Consider the following 21,829-nt stretch of genomic DNA (forward strand, 5'->3'; position numbering starts at 1 on the left):
ATTTTGAATCGCAGGTAATAAGAAAATCGAAGCAATGGAAAAAAGGAGAGGCGAAATAGTACGTTGGCAAGGCAATGGAACAATCAACCGGATCACTATTCACTATTTTTGCCTTTTCAAAACATCTAAATGTTTCACTACCCACAATACCCACCTTAGATTTTTGCATCGAGTGATTTCTGGATCAATTCCTCTTCCCGGAATACCTGTACGATCTGGATTTTTCCAATACAACTTTCACTGGGAAGGGCAAACCAAAAATACTTGATGATGTATGATTGATAAGAAAAGCCTGTCGGAGCGAGATATATGTACCAAATTCATTACGCCTGCCATTGAAAGAGCGGGATGGGATAAAACCACACAATTGTTGGAAGAAGTGTCGTTTACTGATGGGAGAATTTATGTCAGAGGAAAATTAACGGCTAGAGGAGTAAGAAAGCGCGCAGATTATATCTTGTATTACAAGCCGAATATACCGATCGCCATTGTTGAAGCGAAAGACAATAAACATTCCGTACGGGCAGGAATTCAGCAAGCATTGGAATATGCCAAAATTTTGGATATTCCGTGTGTGTTCAGTAGTAATGGAGATGGATTTGTATTCCATGACAGAACAGCAATTGACGGGAAAATTGAAACGGAAATTGACAATGACAACTTCCCTACTGCGGAACAACTTTGGCAGAAATACAAGAAATACAAGGGCATTGAATCGCCTGAAGCCGAAAAAGTAGTTGCGCAGGAATACTATTTCGACGGAAGCGGAAGAAGCCCCCGGTATTACCAGCAGATTGCCATTAACAGGACGGTTGAAGCGATTGCCAAAGGGCAGGACAGAATTCTATTGGTCATGGCCACCGGAACCGGAAAAACGTACACTGCATTTCAAATCATTCACCGGCTCTGGAAAAGTGGGAAAAAGAAAAGAATTCTATTTTTAGCGGATCGAAATGCGTTGATTGACCAAACCCGCCGAGGCGACTTTAAGCATTTTAAGGATAAAATGACGGTGGTAAAACACCGCATGATTGACAAGAGCTATGAAGTGTATTTAGCTTTATACCAAGGTTTGTCTGGTGCTGATGAACAAGCAAATGCTTACAAACAATTTTCGCCTGAATTTTTTGATTTGATTGTCATAGATGAGTGCCACAGAGGAAGTGCAAAAGAAGACAGTGCCTGGAGAGAAATTCTGAGTTATTTCAAGAAAGCGACGCATATTGGCTTGACTGCAACGCCCAAAGAAACCGACCATGTATCAAACAGCGAATATTTTGGTGAGCCTCTTTACACGTATTCATTGAAACAAGGAATTGATGATGGATTTTTGGCTCCCTATCGGGTGGTGCGTGTAAATTTGAATGTGGACGCAGAGGGCTGGCGACCGGACCGGGGGAAAAAAGACAAGGAAGGCAATGAGGTTGAGGACAGGGTTTACAACCGAAAAGACTTTGACAGAAATCTGGTAATTGAAGAACGCACCCAAACAGTAGCACGAAAGCTAACCGAATTTTTAAAAGGGTATGATCGTTTTGCGAAAACCATTGTATTCTGCGCCGATATTGACCATGCAGAACGAATGCGGTCTGCTCTTTCAAATCTGAATGCAGACTTAGTGGCTCAAAACTACAAGTATATCATGCAAATTACTGGTGATAATGATGAAGGAAAACGAGAACTCGACAATTTCATTAACCCTGAAGAAGTTTACCCAGTGATTGCGACTACTTCTGAATTAATGACCACCGGTGTAGATGCCCAGACTTGCAAGGTTATCGTTTTGGATGCCGAAATCAAATCCATGACCAAGTTCAAGCAGATTGTAGGTCGAGGAACCCGGATCAACGAGGAGTTTGGTAAAATGTATTTCACCATTCTCGATTTTAGAAATGTAACAGACCTTTTTGCCGATAAAGATTTCGATGGAGATCCCATCCGAGTCAAACCAGTGGCGGAGGAAACAGATCTAAGCGGAATTGTGGATGAAGAAGAAAATTTTGATACACCTGTCATCGATGAAGAAACAGGGGAAGAAATAGCGGTCAAACCGGATATTCGATATCCCGCACCACAAACACCGACCGGTAGAGTTCACGAACCCAGGCAAAAGGTCTACGTAAATGGTGTGGATGTTTCGGTATTGATTAGCCGTGAAATGTATTTTGACAATGATGGAAAACCCATCACCAATAGCTTAAAAGACCACACCAGAGATTTAATCAAAGGTAAATTTGCCTCTTTGGATGATTTCCTGAACAGATGGAATAGCACAGACAAGAAGGCAATCATTATCAAAGAATTGGAAGACCAAGGTGTGCTGGTGGAAGCCCTGCGGGATGCGGTAAATAGAGAGGTTGATTTATTCGACCTAATCTGTCATGTAGCATTTGAACAACCACCGCTTACCCGAAAGGAAAGAGCGAATAATGTGAAGAAACGTGACTACTTCACCAAATACGGCGAAAAGGCTAGAAAAGTGTTGGAAACGCTGCTCGACAAATACGCTGATGAAGGAGTGACCAACATTGAAAGCATGGACATTCTGAAAGTGAAGCCACTCACCGATTACGGTTCTGCATTGGAAATAGTAAATGGGATTTTTGGAGGGAAGAAAAAGTATGTGGATGCAGTAAAAGAATTGGAACAAGAACTTTATAAAACAGGAGCATGATCAAAGAACTTGGACAGCTGAAAATCGTGGATTTGAGAAGTGTATGGGGGCATGAAGCACTACACTTTACAAGATGGCTAGCTCGAGAAGAAAACATCAATATTTTGGCTGATGAATTAGGGGTGGAGGTTGAAAATTTAAAACCAGAAGAATCTGCCGGAAGATATTCGGTGGATATTTTAGCTGACGAGGTAAATACTAAAAGAAAGGTGATCATCGAAAACCAATTGGAGTCAACGGATCACAAGCACCTTGGGCAACTATTGACGTATGCTTCTGCTCATGAAGCAAGTATCATTATTTGGGTGGTGAAGGATTATACAGAGGAGCATAAGCAAGCCATTGATTGGTTTAATAGACATATGCCAGAGGATATTTCGTTCTTTTTGGTTAAAATTGAGCTTTGGCAAATTGGCCATTCAGTTCCGGCACCAAAGTTCAATATTATTTGTCAGCCTAACGCTTGGGCTAAAACCATAAAAAAAGCTGCCAACCAAGAGAAAGGAAGTCCCTCAGATTTGAAATTGTTACAACAACGTTTTTGGCAGTCGTTGAAAGAGTATGTAAATGATAAGCCAGAAAAAAACAATGTTAATTATGGTAGAACTCCCAGACCTCAACACTGGTATGACATTAGTTTTGGCACATCAAAGGCAAACCTGGCTTTGACATTTAATTCTCGATCAAGTCAAATTGGCTGTGAACTTTACATTAAAAGTGATGAGGACATGTTCAACAAAATCCTTCTTGATAAGGAAAAAGTGCAATCAGAATTAGGATCGGATCTTGAATTCCAAGATTTACCGGACAGTATGGCTTTTCGAATAATAAAAACGCATGAATGCGACTTATTTGATGAAAATAAGTGGAACGAATACTTTGAGTGGTTAAACACTCAAGCAGCCAAATTTCAAAAAACGTTTAAAAAATATTTTTAATGGCAAACCTCAAAGGAATCATAGACAGCATCCGCAAAATCATGTGGCAAGACACCGGATTGAACGGTGATGCACAACGCATTGAACAGTTGGGATGGATGCTGTTTCTCAAAATATTCTCCGACAAAGACAAAGAACTGGAAGTACTCAATGACGAATACGTAAGCCCAATTCCTGATGAACTGCATTGGGAAGCCTGGGCAGGTGATGATGAAGGCATGACGGGTGACGAGCTGCAACAGTTCGTTGACCAAAAGTTATTCCCCACACTCAAAAACCTAAAGGTGGGCATGAGTGATGATTTAGCCAATAAAAGGGCGTTGATTGTGCGTGAAGTGTTCGAAGGCAACAACAACTACATGAAAAGTGGCATCAATATCCGCAAGGTATTGAACAAGCTCAACGAGATTGACTTCAACATTGCCAAAGACCGCCATGCTTTTGGCGAACTCTACGAAACCATTTTGAAAGAACTGCAAAGTGCGGGTAAAAGTGGGGAGTTCTACACGCCCAGAGCCATTACTGAGTTTATCTGCGAAATGATCAATCCACAATTGGGTGAAAAGATTTTGGACCCAAGTTGTGGAACGGGCGGTTATTTAACGGCTGCCATTGAGCATTTGAAAACCCAGGCCAACAGCATAGAAGAACGGGAAAGCATTGCCAAAAACATCATTGGTTGGGAATACAAACCGCTTCCGTATTTGTTGGCAACCACCAACCTGATTTTGCACGACATGGAAGTGCCCAACATCAGCTTCCGTGACAGTTTGGACCAGCCGCTGAGCAACTACACCGAGAAAAACCGGGTGAATGCCATTTTGGCGAACCCGCCTTTTGGAGGCATTGTAAGCAATAACAACGAAAACAACTTTCCGCAGAACTTCCGGACCAAGGAAAGTGCCGACCTCTTTTTGGTCTTAATGATTCACTTGCTGAAAAATGGCGGGCGGGCAGGTATTGTATTGCCGGACGGCTCCCTGACCGGTGATGGCGTAAAGCAACGGGTTCGTCAACGACTCCTGGAAGAATGCAACCTGCACACCATTATCCGCTTGCCCAACTCCGTGTTTCAGCCATATGCCACGGTAGCCACCAACCTCTTGTTTTTTACCAAAGGCACGCCCACCAAAGAAGTGTGGTACTACGAACACCGCCTGCCCGAAGGACAAAAAGCCTACAACAAAACCCGACCTCTGCAGCTCAAAGAGTTTGACCCCATCAAAGCCTGGTGGAACGACCGCAGGGAAAGCGAGCGAAGCTGGAAAGTGGACATCCAAACCATCATTGACCGCAACTATGACTTGGACATTAAAAACCCCACCCAAAAAGAAGAAATTATTGAGCATTCGAGTTCAGAATTGATGACCATGTTAGATGGTTCTTTTGATAAGAGCCATGAATTACTCAACCAAATAAGAGCAGCCGTACAATGAGTTGGGCGAAAAAAACAATCGGAGAACTGTGCCTAATAGAAAAAGGCAAAATCGGAATTCAAAAGGCAACTCCCGGAGAATTCCCTCTTGTGGTTACAGCAGAAGAAAGATTGTCCCATAACGAGTATCATTTTGAAGGACATGCGGTGGTGATTCCTTTGGTTTCTTCAACAGGTCACGGACATAGAAGTCTAAAGAGGATTCATTTTCAATCGGGGAAGTTTGCCGTAGGCAATATTCTTTGCGTTGTAATGCCGAATGACGAAAACATTCTTAGAGCTGACTACCTATACAGATTTCTTGACCTAAATAGAGAAAAGGAATTGGTTGGCCGTATGAGAGGTATGGCAAATGTGACTTTGCCAATGAAAGAAATTGCTCAGATTGAAATTCCTGTACCTCCCGTTGAAGCTCAAATTGACTTTGTAGAACAGTATTCAACATTAGAAGAAAAAAGTAATGATTTGGGAGTAGAACTCACCCACCAACTAGATTTAGTAAAGCAACTCCGCCAGGCCTTTTTGCGGGAAGCCATGCAGGGGAAATTGGTGCCACAAGACCCGAATGATGAACCTGCTTCAGTGCTACTTGAGAAAATCAAAGCCGAGAAAGTCCTTCGGCAAGCTCAGGGCACGTTGAAAAAACAAAAACCAATGCCAACCATCACCGAAGAGGAAATTCCTTTTGAAATTCCCGATAATTGGGTTTGGTGTAGGTTGGGGGAATTGTGCAACACTATCACGAAGGGTTCATCACCCAAATGGCAAGGAGTCAATTACGTTGACACCTATGAAAAAGGCATTCTTTTCATTACAAGCAAAAATGTTGACTCATTTAAAATTGATTTGTCTGATTCTTCATATGTGGAAGCAAAGTTCAATGAAATAGAACCAAGGTCAATGCTAAAAAAAGGGGATTTACTCACAAACATTGTTGGAGCGTCAATTGGACGTACAGCACTCTTTGATTTGGACCTTGTCGCAAACATTAATCAAGCTGTTTGCATACTACGAATTGAGCATGAATATGTTGACAAGCCTTACTTGTTGAACTTGATGAATTCTGAATTTGTGATAAACCTGATGTTGGAAATGCAATTTGCTCCCGGTCGTGCAAATTTGAGTATGTCGAATCTTGCAAATTTTCCTATCCTACTTCCCCCACTCTCCGAACAACAACGCATAGTCGCCAAGTTGGATGAGTTGATGCAGTATTGTGATGAGTTGGAGATGAGTATCAAAGAAAGTCAGCAGCAGAATGAGTTGCTTTTGCAGCAGGTGTTACGGGAGGCGTTGGAGCCGGAGGAAAAGGAGGTTGAAAAGGTTTAGGTATGAAAAAACTTTACTCAACACCTGAATATAAAAAACGCAATACCAAACGGGCAAAAGACCGTTTGAAGCAACAACTATTGAGTAAAGAAAAGGCTAAGGCAAAAAGACGAGCAACAGATGGAGTGCCTATTGCCGTGCAAAGAGAGCGTAGGGTTATCAGTAAGTTCGAGAGTTTACCTGCACCTCCAAACTTTTCATTTGTAGAAAATACAGTTGCCGTTCTAGCATATTTGGAAAGAATTCAAGATAAAATCAAACAAAGAATACCAATCCTGATTAACCTAAAAGACATTACCAATCTTACCAATGACGCAATTGTATTGTTGCTTGCGATTGTAAAAAACCCAACGATTACAAACGGAGTACCCATTAAAGGGAACTATCCCAGAGATGAAGAATTAAGAAAAATTTTTCAGGAAAGCGGAGTTTTTGGTGCTAATGGAAATGATGGTGAGCATAAAAACTACATTCTCACAAGACAGAACAAAAAAGCCGAAGGCGGTATTGCCAACGAATTAATAAAAAGAGCAACCTTAATCGTATTTGGTCAAGAAGCTAGATGTCCTGGAGTTTACCGTGCTCTAATGGAAAGTATGGCAAACACCTGTTATCATGCAAAACCCGCACAGATCGGTCATGAAACTTGGTGGTTAACAGTTTATCACGAAAGAGCATTGAACAAAGTCTCTTTTGCTTTCATTGATATGGGCGTTGGAATATTCAAATCATCGAAAATGAGTGGTTTTAGAAATCAACTATCGACATTTTTTGGCATTACTGATAATCGAGATGTACTTAAAGAAATTATAAATGGCCGTAAAATGTCAAGCACAAAAATCCCATACAGGGGAAAAGGATTACCTAATATTTACAAAGGCTTGGAGCGGAACTATTACAGCAATTTAAAAATCATTTCGAATGATGTAAAAGCAGACTTGAGTGCAGACAAATTTGAAAAACTATCAAAAGAATTTAGCGGAACGTTCCTTTATTGGGAATTAAACAATACAAACAGATGGACAAGCTAATTATTAAAATCGCAGACGACTATACCACCATTCCGGGTGTACGTGAGGAAATCGAAGGAGATTTCCCTGGAGAGGAGTTCTTAGAAAAGATTCTTCTTCCAAAATTCAAACAAGCCCTTTCTGAAAAGAAGAAATTGCTTATTGATTTAGATGGCACTGCTGGTTATGCCACTTCCTTTCTTGAAGCTGCTTTTGGTGGACTTGCAAGGGAATACAATGATTCAAAAATCGTATTGGCCAATTTAGAGTTCAAATCGGATGAGGATCCTTTCTTGGAAGATGATATAGCCGAATACATAAAAGAAGCCAACGACAAATGATAAGATACTTTATTGGAGGTATTTTGGTAATTGTAGGCGTTGTAATCGGAATGGGATTGCAGCATTATTACCCTCTCTTTTCATTTGAGGAACAAATTGACATTGTTAGTTTAGCAACATTGGTGGTTACAATTTTCTTGGCCGTATACATTCCAGTCTTTCTTGAGCGCAACATGCATAACAAAAGAAGTGAAAAGGATGTGATTATACGCAAGATTGAAGGGTTGCAAGCTACAATTCGGACTGTCAATCATACTGTTGCTGAGTGCGTTCAGAAACAGGCTGTTTCTACGGCAAATACCTACCGACTTATTAGCTTGTTCACAGCCATTTCAAATGAACTGGATACGATAATTACGTTATCAGAACATTGTGGTAAGAACAAATTCAAAGATGACTTTGATGAAATCAAAAAATGTCGATTCCAATATCGAAAAATGGTAACAGGTGGTGACTTTCAGAAAAAAGGTTTTAAATACACAATACTTGACAAAAAGGAGGAAGAGAAAATTTATCACAAGTTTGACAAAGCATTATGTGTACTAATTTTTAATATAAATGGATTATAGCAATGTAAAACTTAAATGGATCTTACAGATAGTACATTCAAAACCACCGAAATAAGATGTCAGTACGATAGCTGGTAGATGGAAAATAAAATTTAGACTAAAATTTAAGGTGGAATCGGTAATCTATACTTTTGGGTCCTTTCACTTTCCCGCCAGTCACTTATTATTCTCCCTGTTTTTTCTTAAATTTAGAGGGGATAATGATACGTTGAAATGAAAAAAGTATTTGACATAGGGGGCAGGGAGGTACGCCTCACCGAAAAGGAATTCCGTTTTGCAGAGCATTACCTTTGTTCATTCAATGCTGCGGAAGCAGCCAAGGAGGCAGGTTACAGCATGAATTGCGCACGGCAGCAAGGCCATGAAAACCTGACAAAACCTTACATCAAAGAATACCTTCAGTACCGCGCTAAGCCTCATTTGGAAAGCCTGGAGGTCACCCAGAGAAGAATGATTAAAGAATTGGCCACCATTGCATTTTCCAACATGGGTGATTTTTTAAATCCGGATTGGTCGCTCAAAGACCTGAAACAATTAGATTCCGAAAAAACAGGAGCCATTAAAACAGTTCAAAACCAAGCGAATGGATTTGGTCTCCAATTGTACGATAAAATTAGAGCTTTGGAAATGCTTTTGGGATTGGTTACGAATGATGAAGCCTAACCCATTAAACGCATCAGGTTTAAAACACCTGTTCAAATAGCTTCTTTTTGATTTAATTTCGAAAAACTGATAATCAGTAAACAATGTGGGAAAACTATATAAATGAAATCAATGCCACCCTTGTAAGGTTTTTCAACAAGGATTCACCAGATCTCCCCACTTATTACGATATTCAGGAATTGGTTGCCATAGGAAAAGACTCCGGTGAAAGGTCACTGATTTTATCGCATTTAAGTTTTGCTTTAGATGATTTAAAAGCAAATTGGTTTGAATATTTTGATCCGGAACATTGGGACAAATCTGAAAATTATGATTGGGTCGAAACGGAGTTTTTAGGCCATTTTGATTTATTTAATAACCTTGACGCTTTGTTTGAGGATGTAAAAAAAATTGGCAGCCCACTGAATTTTGAAATGTACATCGATCGGTATTGTCGCAATCCAGAAGAGAACCAAAACTTAAATCGTGATGATTTAATCCCTCCTAATGATAATAAATTCAATACAATGCCCATTGAAGATGTTAGAAGTTTCTTTAAAGTGTTGATCACAAAAAAGAATCGGGATGGGAAATTCTGGATGAATGAATCAGAATTCGAAACCTTTATTAAGAGATCCTTTGGTCTTCAAAAAAATTTAGATAAGCCGATAATCAATATTGGTCGTATGGGTAAATATGCTCTGGTAAAATTATTTTGGAAGTATTATGACCTATGCCAAAAAGAAGACATTGCTCCCAATAGACTTCGGAAACCTTACCTTGAATTATTGAAAAATGCCTTCGATACTAAGAAATTTGATGATTTGAGAATCGATAATTTCAAGAAATCTAGGAGTGATTATGATTGGGGTTTGTAATTTGATTATCAATTTCAATATTTTTTTTTACCCTATTTACCTTTGTTTTTACCCTATTTACCCTGAGCTAAAATCCATTTTTTAACCCCACTAAATTTGTTCCAACAACTTAAATCAATAAGTAATGGAACAAAATCAAATCAACTTCGAATCGCTACCTAAAGCGGTGGCCTCTCTGTTTGAAGAGGTAAAACAAATCAAATCCCTAATTTTGGAATCGGTCGCCACCGACACTGGAGACAGGCTAATGACCATCCAGGAAACAGCTGAATTTCTGCATGTAAAAAAACAAACGCTTTACGCTTATGTGTCAAAAGGAGTGATACCCCACCATAAACGAGCGGGGCGGTTGTACTTTTCTAAAAATGACCTGATCCAATGGATTAAAAAGGGCAACAAACGGTCCTTTGATGTGGAGGAGGAAGCAAAAAAAATCATTTCCAAAAGGAAAGGAGGAAGTCATGGATAGGGAACCAAAAACTTCCTCCTTAATTGTCAAAGCTACTCGACGGGATAAAGATACGCATTTTAGCGGCCTAATGGAAAAAATACCATGGGTAATTTCTCTGCCTATACAGCCTATAACCTTCAATCAATTTATGGAATTAATGGCCTTGATAGGTATGGTTTTTTGCCTGCAAACCTTCATGGATTGGGCCTATCCATATATCCAGAAAATGTTCATTTACATTAAAAAGCTACTTCGACATGACAACGATAAATAAAGAAGGCATCAATGCACATTTCAAAGAACTGCAAAAAGTTGCAGATCCAAAACCACATGGGAAAATACTAAAAAAAATCCTGGCAGATGTGAAGACAGTGGACTTCGAAAAAAGAGCCAAGGCAGAGTTGGAAAATAAATTAAAAAATCCTGGATTAAGTAATAAACAAAAGGAGCGTATTATAAAGGAACTTGGTAATTTCAAGCTGCTTGAAAAGCATTTCCTAATTATTACGATAGAGGAAATTATCAACCTAACAAGGCGTAAAAACTGGGGAATATGTAAAAACCAGGATTTCATTTATCTATTCAATGGGGCCTATTGGAAGAGTATTGACAAAGAAGAATTTCAAAAATTTCTAGGTGAAGCCTCAGAAAAAATGGGTGTAGGAAAATATACGGCAAAGTATTTCCGGTTTAGGGAAAACCTATTCAAACAGTTTCTCGCTTCCGAATACTTTCCAGCTCCGCTAAAGCCGAAAGATAGCGTATGCATCAACCTACTGAATGGAACCTTTGAAATCACAGACAAACCCCATTTACGCCCATTTTGTCCAGGTGATTTTATCAGATACCAATTGCCATTTGCTTATGATCCGAAGGCCACTGCTCCAAAATTTATGGCATTTCTGGACAGGGTTTTACCAGAAAAGGACAAGCAAGCAGTATTGGCAGAATGCCTGGGATATATTTTTGTGCCGCATAGTCAATTGAAGTTAGAAAAAGCATTATTCCTCTTCGGGAGTGGTGCCAATGGAAAATCTGTTTTATACGAAATCATCAAGGCACTATTGGGAAATTACAATACCAGTGAATTCACTTTGCAAAGCCTGACCGATACCTCAGGATATTACCGTGCGATGATCGCGGACAAATTGGTCAATTATGCCAGCGAAATAAACGGAAAGCTAGACAGTGCAAAATTTAAATCATTAGCTTCCGGAGAGCCAATGGAAGCCAGGCTTCCCTATGGCCAGCCCATGATTATCGAGGATTACGCCAAGCTGATTTTCAACACCAACGAGCTTCCAAAAGACGTGGAGTTTACCAATGCTTTTTTTCGCCGCTTTGTTATTATTCCCTTTCAGGTTACCATTCCGGAAAATGAGCAAAATAAAAACCTTCACAAAGAGATTATTGAAGGGGAACTTCCAGGCGTATTTAATTGGGTTTTGGAAGGACTCAATAGGTTATTGGAACAAAAGAAGTTTTCCGATTGCGCCTCCATTGACCAGGCCCTTGACCAATTCAAGACCGAATCCGATACCGTAAAACGATTTTTGGAAGAGGAAGGCTACAGGTCTGATCCGGATAATAAAACCCTTTTGAAAGAGCTTTACCGTGAGTATAGGGAATATGCCCTGGATGATGGAAACAGGGTTTTGGCAAAAGGGAATTTTAAAAAGCGTTTGGAAGCCCTTAAAATATTCATCAATCGTGAAAGCCTGGGAATTCAGGTTTTTATTTCAAAAAATCAGGAATTCAATGGAAAATCTCCGATTTGACAAAATAAGGTCCCGAGTAAAATATTGCCCCTGTGGCAAATCCAACAGGGATGGGAAATTTGTGCCTTATGAAGGATTTGAGGATAAGGGGTATTGCCATTCATGCGGTGAAACATTTTTGCCGAAAATTGAGAACGATCATGATGGACAAAATGTGAAATTTGTTTCATTTCCCCCGAGACCCATTTCTTTTGTGGATCCTTCTGTTTTGGAAGCCAGCCTAAAAGGATACGATCAAAATAATTTTGTGCTATTCCTGCAAACCAGATTTGGAAAAGCTAATGCCATGAAAGCAGTGGAGGCTTACAAGGTAGGCACCTCCAAGAGATGGCCTGGTGCGAATATCTTTTGGCAAATTGACCCGGAAGGAAAAATCCGAAGTGGAAAAATTATGCTGTACAACCCTTCCACCGGTAAGAGACAAAACAAGAACTCCTGGGTGCATTCGGCTTTAAAGGAGGTAGATTTCAATTTGAATCAATGCTTATTTGGAAGCCATTTACTAAAGTACGATTCGTATAAGCGTGTTGCCATAGTCGAAAGCGAGAAAACCGCCATTATCGCCAGCATTTTGAAGCCCGAATTCATTTGGTTGGCCACGGGTGGAAAGAATGGATTACAGCCAGACAGGTGCGGAATATTAGCACACAGGAAAGTGTTTCTTTTCCCTGACCTTACCAAGCCAGGTGATAAGCCAAATTGCTTTGAAATGTGGACCGAGATGGCAAAGGGACTGTCTGAAGAAATAGCGGATGCTTCATTTTATGTCTCCGATTATTTGGAAACCAATGCCACCGAAAAGGAGCGGAACCAAGGATTGGATATTGCAGACTATTTCCTTAAATGGGAATGGGAAGGTGAAAAAAATGAAGAAAATGAAGTGATTCAAAATCATTTTATTGCAGAGGATGGCAATCGCAATGAAAGAAATGAAAAAGATGAAGCCTTAAAAAAAAACCTTTTTCTGAGCCGAGTGAAGAAAGGAAGATTAGAGATGCTGAACGAGCAATTATCCGAACTCAAATGGAAATTGAGCGAGAGGAGACAGCGATCCAGCTACTTAAAGACGAGATTAGAAATTGTGAAATTCCAGGCGAAGCAATACGAGCAAATAAGGAGATTCTTAAAGAATACAGGCAGAAATATGGGTATTAAACGACCCACGACATTTTTAAAAACTCCGGAATTTACTGTTAAATACTGGAAAAATGGTGAAAGTTGAAAGGTTATTCCCCAAATATGAGGTTGAATATAAAACTGTGTGATGTTATTTACCAATAAATATAACCGAATATGGAACATGAAAGCTAAAATCCGGTTAAAATTACTAGATTAACTAATATTTGCATGGCGAATAAAGTGCACTGTTTAGGTTAGCTGTAGGCAGTCTATCATTGAGAATGGGCTCTTGATCATTTTTTGTTTAACTGCCTTGATTATTCTGCATAGGTATAAGTCACGAACAAAAAAAAAAGTTTCTAACTTCGCATTATGGCGACAAGAATTCACGTACGACCCGAAATGTTGACTTGGGCTATTGCTCGCGCAGGGTTTGACTTGCCCGAATTTGTCGAAAAAAATCCTAAAGTCGCAGAATGGATTGATGGAAAAAAGCAACCGACGGTAAAACAGTTAGAAAATTTTTCCAAAAAAGTGTTTATACCCTTCGGCTACTTGCTTCTTCCAGATCCTCCAAACGAGGAATTACCAATCCCATATTTCAGAACCAATGGTGGAGGTAGTGATAAGATTCACATTAATGTCTATGATACGATTCTGAATATTCGCCAACGACAAGAATGGTTGATAGACTACCTAAGAGATAACGAGTTCAAAAAACTTGACTTTGTTGGCAGATTCAATGAAAACTCTGATGTCGAGACTATCGTGGCTGATATTAGAAGAGAGCTTAATCTTGATGAGCAATGGGCAAGTCATTTTGCAACTTGGGAGGAAGCAAGAAAACATTTAGCCAATACAATTGAAAGCATAGGGGTGGTGATAGTTTTCAATGGAGTGGTTGAAAACAACACCCACCGTCCAATTCCTGTAGATGAATGTAGAGGGTTCGTGTTAGTTGATGAAATTGCTCCTTTCATGTTCATAAATAATTCTGACTGGAAATCTGCACAGATGTTTACGATGATTCATGAAATTGCGCACATATGGACTGGTGAGAGTGCTGGATTTGACTTTAAAAATTTTCTTCCAGCAAATGATCCGATTGAGATTTTAAGCGATAAAGTAGCTGCCGAGTTTTTGGTTCCGCAGAAATCATTTCTTGAAATGTATACTCCGCAGAAGGGCTATCAAGCAATCGCAAGACACTTTAAAGTAAGTGAGATAGTAATTGCAAGAAGGGCATTGGATCTTGGCGTTATATCCAGAAAGGAATTTTTCGCATTTTACAATGAATACAGTCAAAGAGAATTTATTAAGAAAGAAAACCAAGGGTCTGGAGGAGACTTTTTTGCAACTGCCAACTGGCGGGTAAGCCTAAGTTTTGCGGCGCATGTAAAGAATGCGCTAAATAATGGCCAACTTTTATACAGAGACGCTTATCGTCTTACGAATTTGAAAGGTGATACTTTCTCCAAATTCCTATCTACTCAACTTTAAAAATATGAAAAGTGGAGTACGTTCTAGATAGTAATTTTTTCATTCAAGCACACCGAAGCACTTATCCTTTGGATGTTGCACAAGGCTTTTGGTTAAAACTTAAAGAGTTAGCGAATTTGGGTTTAGTTGTGAGTATAGACAAAGTGAGAGATGAGCTGTACGATAAGAATGATTTATTAGAAGACTGGTGTAGGGCAAACCTGCCTCAAAGTTTCTTCAAAGATTCTTCCGAAGTAATTGCGGAGTATACAACAGTTGTGTCGTGGGCACCGACCCGTATCCCTCCTTATATGCAAAGTGCTTTGAATGATTTCATGGATGCTGATCGTGCCGATGCATTTTTAGTAGCCTATGGACTTGCCGATTCAGCAAATAGAACTATAGTAACTCAAGAGGTAAGTAGCCCGAATAAGTTGAATATTATCAAAATTCCAGATAGTTGTGAAGCGCTTGGTATTAAATATCTCAGCACCATCGAAATGTTCAGAGATATCGGAACAACGTTCTAGAAAGGAAAAACCAATCGAGGACAAGACCTAAAAATACATGCCCTTCGGAACACATTTCTTAGCCTGAGCGGCACAAAAATCTAAATTATGCACTTATTTCGAGGAGACAAACTAGCGAACAAACTAACGGACCCGAAAAGGTATCGATTTGACGGAATAAGGTCAAAGGCATTTGGTAAAGGAGATCCTGCATACATCCAACGAACAGGCTTAGTGGAATCGTTGAGACAACACATAAATCCAGAAACGCTTGACGATAGGGAGTTTTATCACAAAACCGACTTTATTTCGTTTTCAAGAAGCAGTGATAGGTCGATGTTTTGGCTTAGAGACAAAAACTCTATCGAAATAATAAAATCTAATGAATTTGATGAAACAAGATATTTGTTCATTCTCGAGGTTGAAGATGAAAAGTTAGTCGAACTTGAACCTGGAATTTATTTATATGCATTTGCATGTAACCCAAAGCTCAGAAAGATGAATTCGGATGATATAATATCAAATTCTGTACTTCATTTGACTTATTCATATAACAACTGTGAGATTTGTAAAGGGTCTTTTTCTGCCCACAGAATTATACTAATTGATACGGTAAAATTTTTGATGAGTAAGGATTTGCCCGAAAAATTTCAAGGTGCCTTAAATAATGCAATTCTGGATAAAGAATGGCTAATTCTCCCACTTGACAAAATGAATAAAAAGGTAAATTTTACTTCTATTCCACGGGCTAATTTTTGGAAGGTGGAACACTTTAAAGAATTGTGAAATATATGAGTAATTGAGTGGAAAGCAGGGTGAATATCGACAAGAAAATAAGACCGCAAAACGGCGGCACAAACTAAAAGGAAAATTATTGGATTAAAAGACCACTTGCCTATAGGTTGCCAAAGATTGAATGGGGAAATTTTTACGTTTGATAACCTCGGGTATGACCCCTATGCAGATATTTGACTAAGTTAAATTCGGATTTTTCTGCCCGATAAAAAAGACCAATAATGAGGCAACGAAATAGGGTTAAGGCCCTTTTTTTGTGCAAATGGTGTGCAAATGAAAAAGCCACCCCGAGAAAAAATCTCGTAAGTGGCTTATTTTCAGGCTCCTCCTCTTGGGCTCGAACCAAGGACCCTCTGATTAACAGTCAGATGCTCTAACCAACTGAGCTAAGGAGGAATTACACTATTTCAATTTAAATTTCCAATAACCCATTCTTGAAGGACCCTTCCCGAATAATCGGGATCAGATGCTCTAACCAACTGAGCTAAGGAGGAATAGTTGCCATTTAAGGGCTTTTCCCTAAACGAGATGCAAACATAACAGCTTACTTAATTTTTTCCAAATATGGACCCAAGGATTTTTCAGTAATTTTATCTCCTTTCATTCTTTCGCTTCAATACCAGATACTTAAATTTCAAACCAGGTAACCCATAAATAACAAAATTCCAAGTCAGCCATTTCACACCTCATTTCTTTTAATTTTTAAATCCCAGCCCTTTTTTTTACATGAAAAAAGTATAAATTTGCCAATTCATTGAAGGAAGGAATGTCCAGAAAAACAATTCTTCTCCAAAATTGAGGAAATTTCTTTTCTAATCTCGGGGTGTAGCGCAGCCAGGTAGCGTATCCTGACAAAGGTCAGGAGGGTCGATGGTTCAAAACCCGGATTGAGATTGAAATAATGAAAAGTAATTAATAAATCTCGGGGTGTAGCGCAGCCAGGTAGCGTGCTTGCATGGGGTGCAAGAGGTCGTCGGTTCAAATCCGGCCACCCCGACGAATGTTGAGCCAGGCTGGTTTCCCAGTCTGGCTTTTTTTATGGAATATTATGTTTACATACTGTACTCCGCTTCACTGGATCGTTTCTACGTAGGCCAGACCCAGGATCTTGAAGCGCGCCTTCAGCGTCATAACTCCGGGCGGAACAAATCCACCAAAGCAGGTGTCCCCTGGGAAATGGTCCTTTTTGAAACCTGCGTGGACAGAACTGAAGCTGTCAGGAAAGAAACAAAGATCAAAAACCTGGGAGGTAAACGATACCTTCAAATGATCGGTAAAGTTTTCAACCCAGAGCAGCCAGGTAGCGTGTCCTGACTGGGGTCAGATGTTCAAATAGAGCGAACCCTGACCCAAGTCAGGGCACCCCGACGAGAGTTGAGTCAGGCTGTAAATTCAGTCTGGCTTTTTTTATTCCATACCAACAGTCAGGTAGCGTATCCCGACTGGGGTCGGGAGGGTCGTGGGTTCAAATCCCGCCACCCCGACGAGAGTTGAGCCAGGCTGGATTCCCAGTCTGGCTTTTTTTATGAATTTCTTTGCATACATATTATATTCCCCCTCCCTGGACCGCTATTACGTAGGCCAGACCCAGGACCTTGAAGTGCGCCTTCAGCGTCATAATTCCGGCCGGAACAAGTCCACCAAAGCAGGTGTCCCCTGGGAAATAGTTCATTTTGAAACCTGCGTGGATAGAACTGAAGCTGTCAGGAAAGAAACAAAGATCAAAAACCTTGGGAGTAAACGATACCTTCAAATAATCGGTAAAGATTTCAACCCTCAGCAGCCCTATCCTGACTGAGGTCAGATGTTCAACTAGAGCGGACCCTGACCTAAGTCAGGGCACCCCGACGAGAGTTGAGCCAGGCTGGATTCCCAGTCTGGCTTTTTTTATGGAAAATTTTGTATACATACTGTACTCCGCTTCACTGGATCGTTTCTACGTAGGTCAGACCCAGGACCTTGAAGCGTGCCTTCAGCGTCATAATTCCGGCCAGAACAAATCCACCATTAGCTTAATGTCTTCAATGCTGGTAATTTCTTTTTTTTCCTGCATCAGAAAAAGGATTTATACAGTTCCGGGTTCCAGAACATGGTGAAATAAAATGCGGCAAAACCAACAAAAGAAATGATAAGGGCCCAAACCCATGCGGGAATCGCATTTGGGGTCTCTGAGCCTCTAATCATAAAGAAATCGTTACGCTCACTTCCGTACGAATTTACCGTAATTGGAATTTGTTGGTTGACGACTTCCCCTTCCTTAATTCCGAGAACGGATATATCCGGTCCGTTTCTTACTTCAAATGGAATTGTTTTAATCCCCTCCTTACCTGAAGTGGATTTGGCGAGGATTTTTAGCGTATGCTTTCCGTCCGGGATTTTCGTCGTGTCCAAAACAAATTTCACAGGGGGTGCAAATTCCGCAAAAGGCTTGGGATCCGAATCAAGAAATATTTTTACCGTTCTGTTATCTTCCATGGCTTCAATTTTATTATTCCAAGACAATGTTTTTGATATGCCCGGGCCTGTTTTCCTTGGGCTTAACAAGATATTTGATGCTGAAAAACAAGGTAAAAGCAACTATTACCGCAGCAGACCAGGTGATCAGATAGTCTGCATTACCCTGGGGCCCTTGTCCGTGGGTAATGTCCTCCAGCATTTTGGGCTGGTTTGATTTACAAACCTCACATGCAAAACTTACAGGTGCATAAATGAAAAGGACAAGGCTGACCAAAATGGTTTTTACTTTTCCCATCATTTCCAGAAATTATTAGCCATGGCAATGGTTTGGAATTCTGTGGCTATTACCTGCGATGAAGCAATCAGTTGTGCAGTATCCTCTGCATAGTCACTTCTGAGTTTTTTACGGGTTTCGCCATCCGGTTGGATGGCGGCAATTGATTTACGAGCAAGTTTAATGGCCAGATCGCGGCCTTCCTGAGGGGTACCGGTGATCAATGATTCCAGATAAATTTCTTTTGTTTCCATGATGATTATTATTTAAGTGAATTTACAAATGACCTGATTTCTTTTACCTCGTCAATAGTGACAGCATCGGCAGCATTTCCCCAGCTTGAGCGTTCATGGTTAACAATCGCCGCAATTTCCTCATCAGAAAGCGTCTCCTGAAAGCCTGCCATTACCCCAAATTCTGGTCTGGCATCATAGCCCTCCATGATGATTCGGATCAAAGTTTCGGGATTTTCATCATTGACAATGGTGCTTCCGGCCAAGGGAGGAAAAGCTCCCGACAATCCGCTCCCATCAGCCTGATGGCAGGCGGCACAATTATTCATATACAAATTCTCGCCATCCGGAAGCAACTCCTCGTCTGAATCGTCGAAAGATTCGTTCTCTTTAGAGGAAGGTATGAAGCTTACAGAAGTATTTTGAGGCATTTCGGCTTGCTTCAGAGATTGAAGATAGGCCACCAGGTTCAAGGCTTTTTGGGAAGCAACCACCTTTTTCGTTGATGAATTTAGGAATTCTTGTGGAACAGGAACCAAATGGTCTGTATCCCGTATTTTCGACTCTTCTTTAAGGTCGAATAACCATGGATAGGAAGGCATAATGGATTCCTTGACTACAATTCTTGGATTATAAAGGTGAAGTAAATGCCATTCCATTCCAGATTGCCTTTGCCCCACGTCCGTGAGATCGGGACCGGTTCTTTCACTTCCCAAAAGTGATGGAGATTGCCTCCATAGATCCTGCCTTTGCTTGCTGTAGTAATAATCGGAAGGGATGGAAGGCCGTTTGCCCCAGGTATTGTCCATTTCTATATTTCTCACCTGTTGTGTGTGGCATGACATACAGTTTTCCTGTACATAAATGTGCAGGCCTTTTAATTCCTCCTCCGAGAAGGTCTCCATACTGGGGAGGGGCTGGGTTTGTTGGATCTGAAAGGCAGGTACCAGGGCAACAAAAGTACTCAGCATCAAAAATCCGAATAGCGCTGTGCCCACCAGGAGTTTATGATTCTTATGAAAATCTAACATTTCAAATTCAGTTAAAAGGTGACTGTTTTGTTCTTTGGGCCTGGATAAATTGTTTCCCGATTTTCCGTATCTGGCCCATTTATTTTTGGATGTAGCATTGGATTTCTTTGATTTCCAGTTATATAGAAGAAATTATAGGCAAAAAGCAGGTGGGAGATGAACATAAGCGTTCCACCGATAGCCCTCCAAAGCCAGAAAGGTTGCATCAGGATGACGGATTCAATAAACGGTTTACCTTCTATCCAACTCAGTCCCTTCATGGTTCCCCCAACCATCAGAGATACCATGTAAGCAAACAGGCCAATGAATGCCATCCAGAAATGCATCCCCACCATGATTTGCTTAGGTTCTCTGCCTGTTATTTTAGGAAGAATGGCGTACACGCAAGCCCAAAGGATAAAGGTGATGATGCCGTACATGGTCATATGCGAATGGGCCACATTAAAGTCTGTAAAATGCCATATGAAATTTGTGAATCGAAAGGCTTGCAGACTCCCCTGGGCGGATCCGACAAAATAAAATACTACTCCAACCAAGAAGAAAGGTAGTACATAGCTCTTGGTAATTTCATTCCAACTACCCCTCATGGTCATCAGGAAGTTGGTTGTTCCGGCTACTACCGGTATCAGCATACCGGCACTGAATACGATGGCTACCGTCTGTAGCCACCAGGGCAAAGGGCTAAAAACAAAATGGTGGGTACCAATGAGTGTATAAAACAACATCTGGGTCCAAAATGCCAAAACTCCCAGCGAATAAGAATAAATCGGCTTGTTAAGAGATGACGGAAGGTAATAGTAAATTAGGCCTAAGGTAAAGGTCATAAACCACATGCCCACACCCTGGTGCATGTAATATCCCTGGATCACGGTCTCTCCCAAACCATCCTGATACATGGGTAGATAGCCGATTATAACCAGAATTATGGTCCACCCCAGACCTCCCAATAGGTACCAGTTTGACACGTAGATTTCATCTATTTTTCGATGGGCCACCGTTTGGTAGAAATTGTAGAACGTCAGGACCATCCCAATGGCAAAAAGAAGGGCCACCGGCCATATATATTCTCTGTATTCACCTCCACCGTTGTTAACTCCAGACATTAACAACAGGCTGCCTATTGCAACACTGCTGTTCATCAACCACCAGGCATACCAAGCAAGTTTATAACTGTATAATTTGTTATTGGAAGTCCTTGTGATCACAAAATATCCCAATCCGATCATGGCAAGGGAAGCCCAACCCCAAAAAACCGCATTGGTATGTACTGGCCTCAACCTTCCAAAGGAAAGCCAGGAAATAGCATCCATTTCGGGCCAGATAAATTTCAACCCCAGGTATTGACCGATTAGCGTACCGAATACCAGCCAGAAAACAGCCGCTCCGATATACCAGGTAATCATTTTTTTCAGGTGAAAGGGTGTATCAATGGTGATGGGGGACTTTTTCTTTTCATCTACAAGGGGATTGCCAGGCTCATGAGTTATCGCTGCAATGATACCCCTGCTGTCATCCACTTCCAGATTGCTTCCCAGTTCATCGCCGGACAATCGATAGGAAACTGCTTTCTTGCGTTTTTCCAAAACGCTGTCAATCTCCGTTTCGTCCATTTCCAGAAGCCTTTCACCGAATTCAATTTTCTTATTTCTTTCAGTCCTGGTTTGAAGCTGGGTGAAATAGGCCGAAGCCTTCAGGGTCAGGATGAATATGGCGATGACAAGCACTATTACTACCAGCAAAATAGTGCCTATTATTCCAGGGCTTGACAGCCAGTTCGAGGTATCTGGGTTTGGAGTAGGTTGAGCGAATACCACCTTTGGAAAAAGGACAAAAATAGCTAATAGACTGATATAAAACTTTCTGATATACATTTTGGATAAAATTATC

The 21,829-nt window shown here is 40.6% G+C and carries 23 protein-coding genes and 2 tRNA genes; 19 read left to right on the forward strand and 6 right to left on the reverse strand.

Annotated features, from left to right (window positions below):
* Positions 1-274 precede the first annotated feature (274 nt).
* The 15 genes from hsdR (at position 275) to GL182_RS01655 (ending at position 15,938) form a co-directional block, all read left to right on the forward strand.
* Positions 275-2,674 carry an EcoAI/FtnUII family type I restriction enzme subunit R gene (hsdR, locus tag GL182_RS01585; protein WP_163377810.1) on the forward strand — a complete coding sequence of 800 codons (2,400 nt, stop codon included), beginning with the start codon at positions 275-277 and terminating at the stop codon, positions 2,672-2,674.
* A complete protein-coding gene (locus GL182_RS01590; protein ID WP_163377811.1) occupies positions 2,671-3,612 on the forward strand; it encodes a DUF4268 domain-containing protein in 942 nt (313 codons plus the stop codon). The genes hsdR and GL182_RS01590 overlap by 4 nt, the downstream gene beginning before the upstream one ends.
* Positions 3,612-5,048, forward strand: a complete 1,437-nt coding sequence (locus tag GL182_RS01595; RefSeq protein ID WP_163377812.1) for an N-6 DNA methylase — start codon at positions 3,612-3,614, stop codon at positions 5,046-5,048. Before GL182_RS01590 ends, GL182_RS01595 begins: the two co-directional genes overlap by 1 nt.
* Positions 5,045-6,376 (forward strand): restriction endonuclease subunit S, encoded by a 1,332-nt coding sequence (locus tag GL182_RS01600; RefSeq protein ID WP_163377813.1) that lies wholly within the window; start codon positions 5,045-5,047, stop codon positions 6,374-6,376. The genes GL182_RS01595 and GL182_RS01600 overlap by 4 nt, the downstream gene beginning before the upstream one ends.
* Before the next feature lie 2 nt (positions 6,377-6,378).
* The gene (locus tag GL182_RS01605) at positions 6,379-7,407 is read left to right on the forward strand and encodes a hypothetical protein (RefSeq protein ID WP_163377814.1); all 1,029 of its coding nucleotides are present in this window, start codon (positions 6,379-6,381) and stop codon (positions 7,405-7,407) included.
* On the forward strand, positions 7,395-7,727 hold the full coding sequence (locus GL182_RS01610) for an STAS-like domain-containing protein (RefSeq protein ID WP_163377815.1): 333 nt from the start codon (positions 7,395-7,397) through the stop codon (positions 7,725-7,727). The genes GL182_RS01605 and GL182_RS01610 overlap by 13 nt, the downstream gene beginning before the upstream one ends.
* Positions 7,724-8,296, forward strand: coding sequence for a hypothetical protein (locus tag GL182_RS01615; protein WP_163377816.1), 573 nt, complete (start codon positions 7,724-7,726; stop codon positions 8,294-8,296). Before GL182_RS01610 ends, GL182_RS01615 begins: the two co-directional genes overlap by 4 nt.
* A gap of 213 nt (positions 8,297-8,509) precedes the next feature.
* On the forward strand, positions 8,510-8,959 hold the full coding sequence (locus GL182_RS01620) for a terminase small subunit (protein WP_163377817.1): 450 nt from the start codon (positions 8,510-8,512) through the stop codon (positions 8,957-8,959).
* Positions 8,960-9,042: 83 nt separating this feature from the next.
* The gene (locus GL182_RS01625) at positions 9,043-9,816 is read left to right on the forward strand and encodes a hypothetical protein (protein WP_163377818.1); all 774 of its coding nucleotides are present in this window, start codon (positions 9,043-9,045) and stop codon (positions 9,814-9,816) included.
* Between the two features lie 124 nt (positions 9,817-9,940).
* Positions 9,941-10,285 carry a helix-turn-helix domain-containing protein gene (locus GL182_RS01630; protein ID WP_163377819.1) on the forward strand — a complete coding sequence of 115 codons (345 nt, stop codon included), beginning with the start codon at positions 9,941-9,943 and terminating at the stop codon, positions 10,283-10,285.
* Between the two features lie 239 nt (positions 10,286-10,524).
* On the forward strand, positions 10,525-12,045 hold the full coding sequence (locus GL182_RS01635) for a phage/plasmid primase, P4 family (RefSeq protein ID WP_163377820.1): 1,521 nt from the start codon (positions 10,525-10,527) through the stop codon (positions 12,043-12,045).
* Positions 12,026-13,267: a DUF6371 domain-containing protein gene (locus GL182_RS01640; protein WP_163377821.1), complete on the forward strand. Its 1,242-nt coding sequence runs from the start codon at positions 12,026-12,028 to the stop codon at positions 13,265-13,267. Before GL182_RS01635 ends, GL182_RS01640 begins: the two co-directional genes overlap by 20 nt.
* Before the next feature lie 269 nt (positions 13,268-13,536).
* Entirely contained in the window at positions 13,537-14,664 is a 1,128-nt protein-coding gene (locus GL182_RS01645) for an ImmA/IrrE family metallo-endopeptidase (RefSeq protein ID WP_163377822.1), read from the forward strand.
* A gap of 11 nt (positions 14,665-14,675) precedes the next feature.
* Positions 14,676-15,173, forward strand: a complete 498-nt coding sequence (locus tag GL182_RS01650; protein ID WP_163377823.1) for a DUF4411 family protein — start codon at positions 14,676-14,678, stop codon at positions 15,171-15,173.
* Positions 15,174-15,260: 87 nt separating this feature from the next.
* Positions 15,261-15,938, forward strand: a complete 678-nt coding sequence (locus GL182_RS01655) for a hypothetical protein (RefSeq protein ID WP_163377824.1) — start codon at positions 15,261-15,263, stop codon at positions 15,936-15,938.
* Positions 15,939-16,269: 331 nt separating this feature from the next.
* On the opposite strand, the gene GL182_RS01660 is transcribed toward GL182_RS01655, so the two are convergent.
* A tRNA-Asn gene (locus GL182_RS01660) sits at positions 16,270-16,343 on the reverse strand.
* A 527-nt stretch (positions 16,344-16,870) separates the two neighbouring features.
* On the opposite strand from GL182_RS01660, the gene GL182_RS01665 reads away from it, so the two are divergent.
* The 4 genes from GL182_RS01665 (at position 16,871) to GL182_RS24470 (ending at position 18,043) form a co-directional block, all read left to right on the forward strand.
* Positions 16,871-16,944, forward strand: a tRNA-Pro gene (locus GL182_RS01665).
* 41 nt (positions 16,945-16,985) lie between these two features.
* Complete coding sequence (locus GL182_RS01670) at positions 16,986-17,261, forward strand: GIY-YIG nuclease family protein (RefSeq protein ID WP_163377825.1); 276 nt, start codon at positions 16,986-16,988, stop codon at positions 17,259-17,261.
* Between the two features lie 211 nt (positions 17,262-17,472).
* Positions 17,473-17,745, forward strand: a complete 273-nt coding sequence (locus tag GL182_RS01675; RefSeq protein ID WP_163377826.1) for a GIY-YIG nuclease family protein — start codon at positions 17,473-17,475, stop codon at positions 17,743-17,745.
* A 91-nt stretch (positions 17,746-17,836) separates the two neighbouring features.
* Positions 17,837-18,043 carry a GIY-YIG nuclease family protein gene (locus GL182_RS24470; protein ID WP_163377827.1) on the forward strand — a complete coding sequence of 69 codons (207 nt, stop codon included), beginning with the start codon at positions 17,837-17,839 and terminating at the stop codon, positions 18,041-18,043.
* Here GL182_RS24470 and GL182_RS01685 read toward each other — a convergent pair.
* The 5 genes from GL182_RS01685 to GL182_RS01705 are packed head-to-tail and all read right to left on the reverse strand — an operon-like array spanning position 18,000 to position 21,813.
* Complete coding sequence (locus GL182_RS01685) at positions 18,000-18,422, reverse strand: cytochrome C (protein WP_163377828.1); 423 nt, start codon at positions 18,420-18,422, stop codon at positions 18,000-18,002. The two genes, GL182_RS24470 and GL182_RS01685, sit on opposite strands and share 44 nt — an antisense overlap.
* A 13-nt stretch (positions 18,423-18,435) precedes the next feature.
* Positions 18,436-18,702 carry a hypothetical protein gene (locus GL182_RS01690; RefSeq protein ID WP_163377829.1) on the reverse strand — a complete coding sequence of 89 codons (267 nt, stop codon included), beginning with the start codon at positions 18,700-18,702 and terminating at the stop codon, positions 18,436-18,438.
* Entirely contained in the window at positions 18,699-18,932 is a 234-nt protein-coding gene (locus tag GL182_RS01695; protein ID WP_163377830.1) for a hexameric tyrosine-coordinated heme protein, read from the reverse strand. Before GL182_RS01695 ends, GL182_RS01690 begins: the two co-directional genes overlap by 4 nt.
* A gap of 8 nt (positions 18,933-18,940) precedes the next feature.
* Positions 18,941-19,942, reverse strand: a complete 1,002-nt coding sequence (locus tag GL182_RS01700) for a cbb3-type cytochrome c oxidase subunit II (RefSeq protein ID WP_163377831.1) — start codon at positions 19,940-19,942, stop codon at positions 18,941-18,943.
* Positions 19,943-19,953: 11 nt separating this feature from the next.
* The gene (locus tag GL182_RS01705) at positions 19,954-21,813 is read right to left on the reverse strand and encodes a cbb3-type cytochrome c oxidase subunit I (protein ID WP_163377832.1); all 1,860 of its coding nucleotides are present in this window, start codon (positions 21,811-21,813) and stop codon (positions 19,954-19,956) included.
* Positions 21,814-21,829 lie beyond the last annotated feature (16 nt).

The organism is Cyclobacterium sp. SYSU L10401, from assembly GCF_010993705.1.
Classification (GTDB): domain Bacteria; phylum Bacteroidota; class Bacteroidia; order Cytophagales; family Cyclobacteriaceae; genus Cyclobacterium.

Bases quoted from the DNA above. Each gene is read 5' to 3' on its own strand.
- hsdR (WP_163377810.1), top strand. From the start codon at position 275: ATGATTGATAAGAAAAGCCTGTCGGAGCGAGATATATGTACCAAATTC.
- GL182_RS01590 (WP_163377811.1), top strand. From the start codon at position 2,671: ATGATCAAAGAACTTGGACAGCTGAAAATCGTGGATTTGAGAAGTGTA.
- GL182_RS01595 (WP_163377812.1), top strand. From the start codon at position 3,612: ATGGCAAACCTCAAAGGAATCATAGACAGCATCCGCAAAATCATGTGG.
- GL182_RS01600 (WP_163377813.1), top strand. From the start codon at position 5,045: ATGAGTTGGGCGAAAAAAACAATCGGAGAACTGTGCCTAATAGAAAAA.
- GL182_RS01605 (WP_163377814.1), top strand. From the start codon at position 6,379: ATGAAAAAACTTTACTCAACACCTGAATATAAAAAACGCAATACCAAA.
- GL182_RS01610 (WP_163377815.1), top strand. From the start codon at position 7,395: ATGGACAAGCTAATTATTAAAATCGCAGACGACTATACCACCATTCCG.
- GL182_RS01615 (WP_163377816.1), top strand. From the start codon at position 7,724: ATGATAAGATACTTTATTGGAGGTATTTTGGTAATTGTAGGCGTTGTA.
- GL182_RS01620 (WP_163377817.1), top strand. From the start codon at position 8,510: ATGAAAAAAGTATTTGACATAGGGGGCAGGGAGGTACGCCTCACCGAA.
- GL182_RS01625 (WP_163377818.1), top strand. From the start codon at position 9,043: ATGTGGGAAAACTATATAAATGAAATCAATGCCACCCTTGTAAGGTTT.
- GL182_RS01630 (WP_163377819.1), top strand. From the start codon at position 9,941: ATGGAACAAAATCAAATCAACTTCGAATCGCTACCTAAAGCGGTGGCC.
- GL182_RS01635 (WP_163377820.1), top strand. From the start codon at position 10,525: ATGACAACGATAAATAAAGAAGGCATCAATGCACATTTCAAAGAACTG.
- GL182_RS01640 (WP_163377821.1), top strand. From the start codon at position 12,026: ATGGAAAATCTCCGATTTGACAAAATAAGGTCCCGAGTAAAATATTGC.
- GL182_RS01645 (WP_163377822.1), top strand. From the start codon at position 13,537: ATGGCGACAAGAATTCACGTACGACCCGAAATGTTGACTTGGGCTATT.
- GL182_RS01655 (WP_163377824.1), top strand. From the start codon at position 15,261: ATGCACTTATTTCGAGGAGACAAACTAGCGAACAAACTAACGGACCCG.
- GL182_RS01670 (WP_163377825.1), top strand. From the start codon at position 16,986: ATGGAATATTATGTTTACATACTGTACTCCGCTTCACTGGATCGTTTC.
- GL182_RS01675 (WP_163377826.1), top strand. From the start codon at position 17,473: ATGAATTTCTTTGCATACATATTATATTCCCCCTCCCTGGACCGCTAT.
- GL182_RS24470 (WP_163377827.1), top strand. From the start codon at position 17,837: ATGGAAAATTTTGTATACATACTGTACTCCGCTTCACTGGATCGTTTC.
- GL182_RS01685 (WP_163377828.1), bottom strand. From the start codon at position 18,422: ATGGAAGATAACAGAACGGTAAAAATATTTCTTGATTCGGATCCCAAG.
- GL182_RS01690 (WP_163377829.1), bottom strand. From the start codon at position 18,702: ATGATGGGAAAAGTAAAAACCATTTTGGTCAGCCTTGTCCTTTTCATT.
- GL182_RS01695 (WP_163377830.1), bottom strand. From the start codon at position 18,932: ATGGAAACAAAAGAAATTTATCTGGAATCATTGATCACCGGTACCCCT.
- GL182_RS01700 (WP_163377831.1), bottom strand. From the start codon at position 19,942: ATGTTAGATTTTCATAAGAATCATAAACTCCTGGTGGGCACAGCGCTA.
- GL182_RS01705 (WP_163377832.1), bottom strand. From the start codon at position 21,813: ATGTATATCAGAAAGTTTTATATCAGTCTATTAGCTATTTTTGTCCTT.